The 12535-nt window shown below is 38.0% G+C and carries 9 protein-coding genes; 2 read left to right on the forward strand and 7 right to left on the reverse strand.

From position 1 onward, the window contains the following. Positions 1 to 28: 28 nt before the first annotated feature. Positions 29 to 586: a protoglobin domain-containing protein gene (locus IQ228_RS10460; protein ID WP_027403619.1), complete on the reverse strand. Its 558-nt coding sequence runs from the start codon at positions 584 to 586 to the stop codon at positions 29 to 31. 418 nt (positions 587 to 1004) lie between these two features. Here IQ228_RS10460 and IQ228_RS10465 point away from each other — a divergent pair, with 418 nt between their 5' ends. Further along, entirely contained in the window at positions 1005 to 2843 is a 1839-nt protein-coding gene (locus tag IQ228_RS10465; protein ID WP_193962816.1) for a bifunctional serine/threonine-protein kinase/formylglycine-generating enzyme family protein, read from the forward strand. Positions 2844 to 2887: 44 nt separating this feature from the next. Here IQ228_RS10465 and IQ228_RS10470 read toward each other — a convergent pair whose 3' ends face one another. From IQ228_RS10470 to IQ228_RS10480, 3 genes are all read right to left on the reverse strand, one after another. Next, positions 2888 to 3568: an SDR family oxidoreductase gene (locus IQ228_RS10470; protein WP_027403617.1), complete on the reverse strand. Its 681-nt coding sequence runs from the start codon at positions 3566 to 3568 to the stop codon at positions 2888 to 2890. 52 nt (positions 3569 to 3620) lie between these two features. Continuing rightward, a complete protein-coding gene (locus IQ228_RS10475; protein ID WP_027403616.1) occupies positions 3621 to 4160 on the reverse strand; it encodes a hypothetical protein in 540 nt (179 codons plus the stop codon). A 75-nt stretch (positions 4161 to 4235) separates the two neighbouring features. Continuing rightward, positions 4236 to 4574 (reverse strand): hypothetical protein, encoded by a 339-nt coding sequence (locus IQ228_RS10480; protein WP_027403615.1) that lies wholly within the window; start codon positions 4572 to 4574, stop codon positions 4236 to 4238. 1362 nt (positions 4575 to 5936) lie between these two features. Here IQ228_RS10480 and IQ228_RS10485 point away from each other — a divergent pair. Continuing rightward, positions 5937 to 6305: a pentapeptide repeat-containing protein gene (locus IQ228_RS10485; protein ID WP_027403614.1), complete on the forward strand. Its 369-nt coding sequence runs from the start codon at positions 5937 to 5939 to the stop codon at positions 6303 to 6305. 116 nt (positions 6306 to 6421) lie between these two features. On the opposite strand, the gene IQ228_RS10490 is transcribed toward IQ228_RS10485, so the two are convergent. The 3 genes from IQ228_RS10490 to IQ228_RS10500 form a co-directional block, all read right to left on the reverse strand. Then, a complete protein-coding gene (locus IQ228_RS10490) occupies positions 6422 to 7237 on the reverse strand; it encodes a DUF1838 domain-containing protein (protein ID WP_027403613.1) in 816 nt (271 codons plus the stop codon). Positions 7238 to 7771: 534 nt separating this feature from the next. Beyond that, positions 7772 to 10939 carry an efflux RND transporter permease subunit gene (locus IQ228_RS10495; protein ID WP_193962817.1) on the reverse strand — a complete coding sequence of 1056 codons (3168 nt, stop codon included), beginning with the start codon at positions 10937 to 10939 and terminating at the stop codon, positions 7772 to 7774. Positions 10940 to 11057: 118 nt separating this feature from the next. Continuing rightward, entirely contained in the window at positions 11058 to 12389 is a 1332-nt protein-coding gene (locus tag IQ228_RS10500; RefSeq protein WP_193962818.1) for an efflux RND transporter periplasmic adaptor subunit, read from the reverse strand. Positions 12390 to 12535 lie beyond the last annotated feature (146 nt).

The following is a 12535-nucleotide window of genomic DNA, read 5'->3' on the forward strand; positions in this document are numbered from 1 at the left end:
CCCTACTCCCCCCACTCCCCTGCCCCTATTAATTTATTGATGCTGCACCTGTGCTGATTAGACGCTTTAATAAAGCGGATGACCAGCCAGTTTCTTTTAACACAGCCGAGGTCGAAACATCTACGTAAGACTGTTCAATAAAAGCTAAATCAATCATACAAATCCGCCCTAAAGCAGCTTTTAATTCCTCAGATTTGCCCTCAGCTTTCAGTTTCTTGCCTACTTCATGAATGACTGTAGACATGGCTGGAACAATATGCTGGGGTTGAATTCCCACCTTCACATGAACAACCCCAATTTGCCAACGTCGTTGGGCATAAACAGCACCCCAATCATCAATTCCTGTAAACATTTCGGCAAACCATTTGATGAATGTATCTGTGAGTCGCTGCATTCTGCCTTCACTAGCATTAATAATGGCATTCATTTCTGCATCACGCCCTAGATATTCATAAAAGTGTCCCGCCATTTCCGCTGCAATTTCTTCACCCCAGGCAGCATTGGCGTTCAAAATAGATTTGTCTTCAGCCGTGAAACCAAATCTATTTTCCATTGTCGTCATAAATGCTAGAGTATCTATAGCCATAAGTCATCCTTAATATCAGTATTTTTTGATGTGCCTGTCCTATGGATAGCTTTATACTATCTACCTTTAAAGTAAATCAAAAATTTGAGGAAGTTGTAAGAATAGTTATGAAATGATACATATTTCTGGCAATTATCGGGCAGTTACTCAGTACGGAGTCCCTAGAGGAAGGGAAAAGTCAGAATCTGTGCAACAAACACTACAGATTTTTCCTACTGATAGTGTTATTTATAAATAAATCATCTAAACTGTGATTTTGGTGATGAAGATGATTTTTTATGATTACCTATAAATTGAATCATAATAATCATTGAAATCAAATAACTCATAGTTTAGACAAATATAGTAATAAATATCGTTTTGACAACTTAATAATATTGGGGCTGAATTTTGACAAGATGCTATTTTCTCAACATTCATGCAAATTTGCCAAAATCCCAATTGTTCTAACCCCTTCAACCCGAAAACCTCTAAATCTTGTCTAAGTTGTCAAGAAAGTAACTTTGGGGAAATGCTGCGAAACCGTTACCGTGTTTTGAGGTTATTAGGTGAAGGTGGATTTAGCAGAACCTACGCTGCGGAAGATGTAGATAGACTGAATGCACCTTGCGTAATTAAGCAATTTTTCCCCCAAGTTCAAGGAACTGGACAACGTGCTAAAGCAGCAGAATTTTTCAAAGAAGAAGCTTTTAGACTGTATGATTTGGGCGAAAACCATGCCCAAATTCCCCGACTTTTGGCTTACTTTGAACAAGGTTCTAGTTTGTATTTAGTCCAGGAATTTATTATTGGGAAAACTCTTCTCGAAGAACTACAAAATCAAGCTTATGATGAAACCGAAGTTCGGCAACTTTTAGCTGACTTATTACCAGTTTTGGATTTTGTTCACAAACATCATGTGATTCACCGCGATATCAAGCCGGAAAACATTGTGCGTCGGGATAGTGATAGAAAACCCGTATTAATTGATTTTGGAGGTGCAAAACAAGTTACTCAAACCAGTATCGCTAGACAAGCGACAGCTATTTATACCCTTGGGTATGCCCCAACAGAACAAATGGCTGGGTTTGCTTGTCAAGCGAGTGATTTATATGCTTTGGGTGTCACCTGTGTACGCCTATTAACTCAAGATTTACCATTACAAAATGATTATGGACAACTTCAAGATCATCTTTATGATGCCATGAATGCTAAATGGTTATGGGAAGAACGCTTACGCATTAAAGGCATGACTATTAGTGATGAATTAAAGCAAATCTTAGATAAATTACTCCAACATTTTGCTAGTGATAGATATCAATCAGCACTGGATGTTTTAGATGATTTGAACTTTCCCAAATCTCCCGTAGCTATCAAATTTTCTTCCTTTCCTAAACCACCATTAGCACCACCACTTCCCCAAAAAGTTACTGTTCCCTTACCTCCCTTGTACAACTTTGATTTTTATGTCATTACCGTAGACACTTCTGGCAGAGAAGTTAACCGTGATAGACGGAATACTAAATATTTTAAAGAAGAATTAGGCAGAAATACAACCTTAGAAATGGTATCAATTCCCCATGGAACTTTTATTATGGGTTCTTTGAGTTGTGAAGGTGATGATGATGAACGTCCCCAACATCAAGTTATAGTTCCACCCTTTTTTATGGGGAAATATCCTATTACCCAATTACAGTGGAGAACCATAGCAGCTTTACCTCCAGTTAAACAAGAATTGCACCCTAATCCATCAAAATTTAAAGGTGCAAATTTGCCTGTTGAAAATGTCTCTTGGTATGAAGCTGTAGAATTTTGTGCCAGATTAGCAATTAAAACGGGGAGAGAACATCGTTTACCTAGTGAAGCCGAATGGGAATATGCTTGTCGGGCAGGAACTACCACATCTTTTCATTTTGGAGAAACAATTACTTCTGATTTAATTAACTGTAGCGGTAGCGATACCTATTCTATAGAACCAAAAAGTAGATTTCGGAAAGAAACAACTAATGTTGGTTATTTTGAAGTTGCGAATGCTTTTGGTTTATATGATATGCACGGATTAGTCTGGGAATGGTGTGCAGATCCTTGGCATAATAACTATCATGGCGCACCTACAAATGGTAGTGTCTGGGAAGATGGAGGTGATAAACATCGTCGCGTTTTAAGAGGTGGTGCATGGAATTTTAGTGCAGAACTTTGTCGCAGTGCTAGTAGAAGTTGGAATGAAGCAGACGGTGGTTTAAGAATGTGTGGGTTTCGGGTAGTATTTTCTGTTTAAATTGAATTAGTAGTGAGGACTTTAGTCCTCAAAGTTAACAACAACTAATCTAAATTAAATTCCACAAATTCCGGTAATCCTGGATATATCATATTCCGATCTATCGCTGAGAAAATTTTATTATTAGTATGATCAGAATCTAAACAGCGACAAACTAATTGGGCAACATCTGCACGATGAATAGTACCCACAATCTGAGGATTTTCGGTGATAATTCCGTTGTTGGTTGCTGGTTCTGATTTTAAACCACCAGGACGGATAATTGTATAGTTAAGTCCGCTGGAAATTAAATATTGTTCTGCTTTTTCTTTTTCAATTAAAACTGGTTTGAGTGCTTCTAAAGCTTGGGGCGGTAAAGCCACCACACTATCACCACTACCAATGGAAGTCACGAGAATAAACTTTTTAACTCCTGCTTTGACTGCGGCATCAATGAGGTTTTTATTACCGATATAATCAGGTTTGATATTATCTGTGGGTAAACCACCTAATGTACTGATAACGGCTTGAATAGGTTCATTTCCTAAAATTGCCTGTTCAATATCAGTTACATTTAACGCATCTCCTAGAATTGGATAAACACCCATTGCTTTTGCTGCCACAGCAGCGGCTTCTGTTCTCAACAGGGCTTTAACTTGAATTTGTTGTGCTATCAAATATTTAGCGATTTCTTGCCCAACACCGCGACTAGCACCGGCTAGAAAAATGGAAGATGAGATTAACATAATTAGTCTATAAAAAAGATGCTATACTTACATTTAGCACAAAACTGTCATTTCAGAACGGAACTATTTCAAAGGCAAAAGTACCAATTAAATTTTCATCAATATAGACTTCTATTTGATGTTTACCCAAAGGATCTCCAGCAGCAATAGTCCAAAAGTTTTCAATTACACCATTCACAGGTGTTACTGTGCGGGTGGAAGTTGCTGTTTTTCCATCTTTCGATATGGAGAAATTTTTATTATTTTCTGTTGTCCAAGTTTCGGGGGCTTGTGGTAAAGTTAAAACTTCCCGCCATTTAACTTTACCTTTGATGTTACCTTGATAGTTGTTAAGTGTAATTCTCCAACCATAAGCATCACCTTCTTTTAATGGAACTGTAGTTGTTGGAAAAAAATTAACTTTCCCTTCTGGGTTGACTATCTTTACGCCAAATTCACTCTTATTAACAACTATTTGCTGATTAATAATTGGTTGATCATAATTTATTGTACTTCCTGCCAAAGCCATGTTAGACTTATGGCAAACCGGAGTTATTATCGGCAATATCAAAGAAATCAAAACTAATAAAAACTGGAAATTTATAATTTTCATCAACTTTATTTTCTAGTAAGTAAGTAGGATACAAAATGTATATATCCTACTAGAAAAAAGTATTTTTGGCAATAGTTAATCTTCATCAAGTGCAGGTAAAAATTCTTCAAATTGCCACAATTGATCTTTCTTTTCTAGAAACCAAATTCGAGTTTCTGTGGTTAATTTACCCCAGATTACATCAACAGGAACATGGGGAGAAGCATATTGAAACTCTTCACCAATAATTCTGAGATTATCCTCTATATTCCGAGGCATACCAAAATCTTCCCAATCAATTTTGACATTCCTGCCGGTAACTCCCGCAGTCGGATCAAAAACTAATTGTGCGGTTCTGATTAAATCAGCAAAGTGTTGTGCTTTTAGTCCAATTACTTCTTGGATTTGAGGTGATTGTTGAGGATCTTGAGACATTTTCGCTGGAGTTGTGTAGATGTATAATTTAGAAAAATTACTGCCAGAGATGATCCCAGTAAGTAATTGGACAAAAATATTTACAGTCATTGCGAGCGAAGGGAAGCAATCACAACCCTTGGAATTGCTTCATTTCACTTCGTTCCATATGGCTAACGCCACGCTACGCTAACGCAATGACATTGTGTAATTAATTCTGCCTCACTACTTATCCCCATTTTAGCTCAAAAAATCCAGAGAAAATCAATATTTCCAGCAATTCTCATTTTAAGGTTTTCTGAGATTGAACCCCTTGCAGTTACAGGGTTCTACAATTCTTGACGAATCTAGGAATCGCTGAAATGGCGCAGAATCGTTTCAAAATGAGTATCTTGTTTTTTCGTCGGGAATATCCTTAACCTTACCCCATATTTACATCACCCTAATAGATGTTTTTCCGTATTTACTTATACATTTTATATCAATATAAATTACTTCTATGATTTGTCATTTCAGTCTAAGTATAATTACAATAACTACAACATCTTTATACAGAAATGCTGCGATATTTACTATTTAGCCGTGTTTGATTAACTCCTATTTACTATGCTTCATTTTTAACTAGTGTCAGTTAAGAAAGTGTCACTCTCTACACTAGCCATTTGATTTTAAAAGAGATATTCTTAGTGAATGCAAGGAGTGATACCACTTCATTTTATATTTGTTACAATTTTCCTCGCGCTGCTTATACTTTCTGTTATTTGAGTCGCAGGTTTTAAATGTTACAATAGTAGTGAATTGGTAGAAAGTTATACGGGGAACGCTTGGGTTAAAAACTCAGGCGTTTTTTATATGTCAAATAGCTGTAAGTAGGTGAACACAATAAAACCAAATTGTGTAAAGAAACGTAAAATCGCCCAAACCCTCTTCACTAAGGGAACACCAAAAAATAAAATCCCCAATTTTGTGGGATTGGCATTTTTGCCCGTTCTTGATGATTAGCAGGCAAGATGCCCGCACTACAAGAAATTTTTGGGTATTTTTTTAATTGGAAGTCCCTAAGTAATTGGACAAAAATATTTATAGTCATTGCAAGCGAAGGGAAGCAATCACAACCCTTGGAATTGCTTCATTTCACTTCGTTTCATATGGCTAACGCCACGCCACGCTTACGCAATAACATTGTGTAATTAATTCTGTCTCACTACTTATTGCCTTTTGCTTTGCCATAACGACAATTTTCAACGCCAACCTACTTACTTCCAAAAATAGTATTAATTTCCTAGTGATTGATAAGCGAAAATTTTTGTGCAGAGAACATACCAACAAATAATTTAAGCAGTATTCTTAGGATAGAGGTTTTGTGGCTCAAGTGGTTTAAATATGGAAGCTGAGGAACTAAAACGGCGTTATCTTGCGGGCGAAACATATTTTGTTTCGGCGAAACTAATCAAAGCTAAACTAATTAATGCTTATTTGCCAGGGATTAATTTATGGGGAGCGGATTTAAGTGAAGCTAACTTAGCTAAAGCTAAACTTTGGGGAGCAGATTTGAGTAGAGCAAATTTAGCCAAGGCAAATTTAACAAGAGCAAATTTATCCGGTGTTAATCTCACTGAAGCAAATCTTCGAGGGGCTAGGCTGCATTATACTAAGTTGTATGGTGCGAATTTAAATCGTGCATATTATGATGAAAGCACCAAATTTCCCAGAAATTTTGATCCTCTTAGTCACAATATGCAAAAGCTGTAATTACAGGGATTTTCGGGTAAATGAACCACATTTTTTTGTCTCATGTTCCAGACGCAGAGGCGCAAAGAGGAATCAAGAGTTTGGTCTAAATACATGAAGACTGCTGTAATTGTCAATTAAACTTCTTCTGGTGCTGGTATGGGGAATATTTCTCCAGCTAAATATGCGGAAAAATGCTTTTGAAAATAAAGCCAAGATGTCATATCTTCTCCCTCAATATAACTTTTTGGTGCTGCTTTATATAAAGGAACGCGAGTGTTAATCTCCTGTTGTAAAATTGGATGTAATTCTGTTAATCCACTAACTTTGTTACCTGTAGCACTATAAATTAAATAACCAGGATGTTCACCCATTTTCATCCAGGGCAACCATTGACCGATTCTATCCCAAGATATGCTTAATTGTGTAACCGAATTTAATTGTGAATTTTCTAAATCTGCTGTGGGAACAGAGATTTTAAATAATTCTGCTGCTTGATAAATTCCTCCTGGACAATAATCAGCAAATTCGGGATTTTCAGCTAAAGGATTGGGATAATTAGGAAAGATGTCAAATACAAAATTAGTTTTTTCTCCGTCTAATTGCACAGGTAGTTGACCTTTAAATTGACCCTGAACAGGACTATTAGCAACGTGCATAACGGTCACTATTTCCTGTGTCCAAGGATTCTCCCATTTATGTAAAATCTCTTTGGTTTCTGGATTGAGGTAATAGGTTAATTCTCTAGAAGTAAAATCCCAACTATCTTCACCTGTGGTTATACACCGACTCACACTCATTCCCACGATTTTAAATAATAATTGTCGTTTCTCTCCAGGAATAAAACTATAAATATTTCCTGTCCAACTCAAAAAATTCGACTCGTTGGCATCTAGAGAAGCACGGGTTTTAATCCATTGTTGAACATCTACTAATTGAGTTTTATCTATCATTATATATCTCCTTCAATACTAAAACAATTGTATTCAATGTTCTCTTAATGTTGTGTTTACTTTATTTAACGTGAGTTCGACGAAAATAATTTTACCCCTCTCCAAACCCCCCCCTTTCCCCTTGTAAAGGGGGGTAAGTAGTGAGACAGAATTAATTACACAATGTCATTGCGTTAGCGCAGCGTGGCGTTAGCCATATGGAACGAAGTGAAATCAAGCAATCGCCAGGGTTGTGATTGCTTCCCTTCCCTCGCAATGACTGTAAATATTTTTGTCCAATTACTTAACAATAAAAATCCCTAACCCTCCCCTTGTAAAGGGGAGGGTTAGGGAGGGGTAAAAAATATTTGATACATCAACCATAACTTTTCAAACACCCTCTTAAACAAACCTACAAAATTTAGACTTCAAGGTGGTACTAGTACCGCAAGGCGGAAGTCAAAAGTCAAAAGTCAAAAGTCAAAATGAAAACAGTATAGGCTTTTGGAGGATTTAGAATGGTTGGTTTATTTACGCCGTTTTGTACTAGAAATACTATCTTAATGAAATATGATCTTCTTCTTGCATTTCTAAATAGGGAGAATGATGAACAGGTTGCAAACGTTGGCGAATTGTCCCAATGATAATATAAAGAATTGGCACAATAAATAAACTTAAAAAAGTCGCTACAAACATTCCGCCAAATACCGCAGTACCTAAAGATTGACGACTTGCTGCACCTGCACCTGTAGCAGTTGCTAGGGGAAAAATTCCTAACAAAGTCGAAAAAGCAGTCATGAGAATTGGACGTAAACGACCTTGTGCTGCTTCTACTGCGGCTTTGGTAATTGATAAACCTTGCTGTTCTCGTAATTGGTTAGCAAATTCGACAATTAAAATTGCGTTTTTACTGGCTAAACCTATTAACATGACTAACCCAACTTGGCAAAATACATCATTATTTAAACCTCGTAATGATTGTGATGCTAAAGCTCCCATAATAGCTAAGGGAACTGACAACATAATAATCAAAGGGTCAACATAATTTTCATATTGAGCAGCTAAGACTAAAAAGACGAAAAGTAATCCCAAACCAAAAATTATCGATGCTTGTCCACCGGATTCTTTTTCCTGAGCCGCAATACCTGACCATTCATATCCCATGCTTGTGGGTAATATCTTTTTAGCTAGTTGTTCCATAGCTAAAGTTGCTTGTCCAGAACTAGTACCAGGAGCAGGAGAACCGTTAATTTCAATGGAACGAAATAAGTTGTAATGATTAATAGTTTGCGCTCCCGTTGTGGGAGTTAATTTGACCAAACTACTCAGAGGAATCATCTGATTAGTTGCAGAACGCACATTTAATAAACCAATATCATCAGGATTGGAACGAAACTGAGCATCTGCTTGGATGTATACCCGATATGTGCGGGAAAGAAAATTAAAATCGTTGACATATCTTGAACCCAAATAAGTTTGCAGGGTTTTAAAAATATCGTCAATAGAAACTTGTAGAGATTTAGCTTTGTTGCGGTCAACTTCAATTAAGATTTGGGGTGTGTTGGCGGTAAAGGTACTAAATACAGCTTGTAGTCCGGGGGTTTGATTTCCCTGCATCATAAACTGACCAACAGTTTGCAGCATAGAATTCAGGCTGTTAGTGCCGGCTATATCTTGTAATTGAAATTGGAAACCGCTAAAACTACCTAAACCGCGAATTGCGGGGGGGTTAACTGGGAAAACTCTAGCTTCGGTAATTCCTGAAAACCTTTTTCTTAAATTGCCAATAATGGCTTGTACTGATTGATTTGGTTGTTTTCGTTCGTCCCAGGATTTGAGAGTTGTAAAAATTACGCCACTGTTAGCGGTGCTACCACTAAAACCAAAACCACCGATCGCAAAAGTACCTGTAACTTCTGGTAATTTCAATATTTCTGCTTCTACCTCACTCATGACTTTACTGGTGTATTTGAGTGAAGAACCTTCTGGACCCTGGATAATGGTAATGAAATAACCCTGGTCTTCGTCGGGGAGAAATGCGGTGGGTACAGTCATGTACAACCAAGCGGTGAAACCTAATGAACCGATAAATAACAGGAGAATAATCGCTTTTATTCTCGTCAAAAATCTTAAAGAGCGCTCATATCCCCAACGCATGGCTTCTAAAAACCAGTTGATTCGACCGAATACCCAACCAAAAATCCCTCTAGGTGCGGGTCTTCGCCGCAACAATAAGGCAGAAAGAGAAGGGGTGAGGGTAAGAGCCAAAAATGTGGAAATGGCGATAGAAAAGGCAATCGTCAGGGCAAATTGTTTGTAAATTTGTCCAGTTGCACCTGGGAAAAAGGCGACAGGTACAAATACCGCCATCAATACTAAAGAAGTCGCAATTACAGCCCCAAATAGCTCTTGCATGGAGACTGAAGCCGCTTGTCGGGGTGACATTCCTTTTTCTTGAATTAAGCGAGAAATATTTTCTACGACAATAATCGCGTCATCAACTACCATTCCTGTTGCGAGGGTTAAACCGAACATGGTTAAGGTGTTGATGGAAAATCCAAAGGCTTTGACGAAGGCAAAAGTCCCAACTAAGGATAGGGGAATAGTGATCACAGGAATTAAGGTGGTGCGCCAATCTTGTAGGAAAATAAAGATAACGAGAATTACCAGAGCGATCGCCTCTAAAAGAGTTTTTATCACTTCTGCCAAAGATTCTTCTACAATAGTCGTGGTGTCAAATGCCACTTGATATTTCATCCCCGGCGGAAAGCTTTGCGACAATCGCGCCATTTCCTTTTTGACTAAATTAGCCACGTCCAAAACATTACTTCCCGGCGTTGGAAATATCCCCAGTCCCACACCCTCATTCCCCTTAAACCGCAGAAATGAGCTATAGTTTTGCGCTCCCAATTCCGCCCTTCCCACATCTTTTAACTTAATCAAACTACCGTCACCAGCAGTTTTAATTACAACATTGTCAAATTCCTCAACTTCCGTGAGCCTACTAACTGCCCTCAAGTCAATTTGATACATTTGACCATCAACGGCTGGCTGTTGTCCAATTTGTCCCGCACCTACCTGTAAATTTTGTTCCTTCAGGGCATCAATCACATCATCAGTAGTTAGATTTCGACTAGCCAATTTATTCGGGTCAAGCCATAGGCGCATTGCATAGCGACGTTCACCAAAAATCCGCGCCTCACTGACACCTTTAATTCGCTTCAGGGCATCTACTAAATATAAATCTGCATAATTACTTAAAAAGACATTATTTAAGGCTTTATTATCACTAAACAAACCGATCGCTAACAAAATATTGTTAGACTGTTTACTCACAGTCACTCCTGTTTGCTTCACCGCTTCTGGTAACTGGGGTTCAGCCGAGGTGACGCGGTTTTGCACATCAACGGCGGCAATATCCTTATCCCGTGAAGCATCAAATGTGACAGTAATCGTACTACTACCATCATTACTACTGCTCGAAGTCATGTATTTAATGCCTTCGACACCGTTAATTTGCCGTTCTAAAATCGTTGTGACGGTACTTTCAACAATTTCCGCACTAGCACCAACATAATTAGAATTGACGATAATCTGCGTAGGACTAATCTCTGGATACTGGGCTGTAGGCAATGTGGGAATACTGATTGCACCAACAAGTAAAATGATAATAGCGCAGACGCTGGTAAATACAGGTCGCTTAATAAAGAAGTTAACAAACATAAATTGGTAATTGGTGATTGATTAAGATTTACGGAATAACGAACCACAGAGGCACAGAGGACACAGAGAAATGAGGGTTTGAGAGATATTTTGCGTGAGTCCTATTGGTAATTGGTGATTACTTCTTTTCACTATTCCCTGTTTCTTCATTTTCAGGAATTATTGGTAGTCCATCTCTGAGGTTTTGTATTCCTGAAATTATCAATTTTTCATCCCGTTGTAATCCCTCAATTACTTGATAATCATTCCCCTTAATATTTCCTAACTTCACCTGTTTTTGTTTAGCTATTAATTGAGAACTACCTTGAGGAGATTTTCCAGCTTCGGCTACAAATACAAAGGTTTCTCCAGCGATTCGAGATATTGCTGTTGTGGGAACTAGCACCCCAGAACGTTGATTCCAAATCACCTTAGCCCGAATTGATTGATCAGCTCGTAGTTGCCCATTATCATTGTTATAAAGTGCCTTAACTAATATTGATTGAGAGTTATTAGTAATACTGGGAGAAATAAAGAATATACTACTATTGCCAATAATTTTACCTTGGGCGTTAATTAATTCCACTGGCAATCCTGGACGTAATTGTGTACCTTTTTCCAATGGAACCGGAATTTTAACGTCTAAAGGTCGGTTTTGGGTAATAGTTGCTAATGGTGTGGAAGTATTCACAAAATCCCCTACTTTAACGGGAACATCACCAACAGTTCCCGCAAAAGGAGCAGTTATTTTATAATACTGAAGTTGAACTTGTTGTTGTTTAATATTGGCATCAGATTGTTGTAAGGATTTTTCTACCTGGGATATGGTAGCTATTTGAGCTTGAATGCGGGAATCTATCGCCCCTAGTTGGGCTTTTGCTGTCGCTAGTTTGTTAGCATATAAATCTTGAGTCTGAAGAGATACAGCCCCTTGTGCAGCTAATTCAGAATAACGCTTATAATCTTGTTGACTTAAGCGCACATTGGCAACATTCGCTAGGCGTTCTGCTTGCAAAGATTTAAGAGTAGCGCGAACATTTTCTAGTTGCGCTTGTGAACCTCGACCAGCAGCAGATAAACTACTAACTGCGGCTTGTTGTTGTTGAGAATCTATTTGCAGAATCGCAGTCCCGGAGGAAACTGAATCTCCCGATTTCACGAATATTTGCGAAACCTGACCTTGAATTCTCGGTTGGAGGTTGACTGAACGCCGCGATTCCAGACTGGCTATATATTCCGTACTATCTTCAACTGTACCTGTTTGCACTGGTGATAGTTTAACTTTAACCCCTGGAGGTGGAGCATTAGCTACTGCTGAATTTGGTTTTTCAGGATTTAGCAATTTCCATGCTATCCCGCTGAGACCCCCAATTAATAACAGTGCAGCTAATAGTAAGCGCAGCCACCGATTTGACTTGGGAGGTGACGGGTAAATGTCTTTAATATCGGTTTGAGGCTCAGGTAGTGTCATGGCTGATAACAAGTTGACGGAATGAATAGTTAAAACTCTATGTGTATGATATTAATTTTGAAACTTCTAATTTATAATGAACAGACAAAAATATGTATCATCTAATTTAAATATACAGGCTTTACATTTTTTTACAATCTATTAGC

Origin of the sequence: Dolichospermum sp. LEGE 00246, assembly GCF_015207865.1 — a bacterium.
Taxonomy (GTDB): Bacteria; Cyanobacteriota; Cyanobacteriia; order Cyanobacteriales; family Nostocaceae; genus Dolichospermum; species Dolichospermum heterosporum.

Coding starts and splice junctions, on each gene's coding strand:
- IQ228_RS10460 (WP_027403619.1), bottom strand. CDS start 586: ATGGCTATAGATACTCTAGCATTTATGACGACAATGGAAAATAGATTT.
- IQ228_RS10465 (WP_193962816.1), top strand. CDS start 1,005: ATGCAAATTTGCCAAAATCCCAATTGTTCTAACCCCTTCAACCCGAAA.
- IQ228_RS10470 (WP_027403617.1), bottom strand. CDS start 3,568: ATGTTAATCTCATCTTCCATTTTTCTAGCCGGTGCTAGTCGCGGTGTT.
- IQ228_RS10475 (WP_027403616.1), bottom strand. CDS start 4,160: ATGAAAATTATAAATTTCCAGTTTTTATTAGTTTTGATTTCTTTGATA.
- IQ228_RS10480 (WP_027403615.1), bottom strand. CDS start 4,574: ATGTCTCAAGATCCTCAACAATCACCTCAAATCCAAGAAGTAATTGGA.
- IQ228_RS10485 (WP_027403614.1), top strand. CDS start 5,937: ATGGAAGCTGAGGAACTAAAACGGCGTTATCTTGCGGGCGAAACATAT.
- IQ228_RS10490 (WP_027403613.1), bottom strand. CDS start 7,237: ATGATAGATAAAACTCAATTAGTAGATGTTCAACAATGGATTAAAACC.
- IQ228_RS10495 (WP_193962817.1), bottom strand. CDS start 10,939: ATGTTTGTTAACTTCTTTATTAAGCGACCTGTATTTACCAGCGTCTGC.
- IQ228_RS10500 (WP_193962818.1), bottom strand. CDS start 12,389: ATGACACTACCTGAGCCTCAAACCGATATTAAAGACATTTACCCGTCA.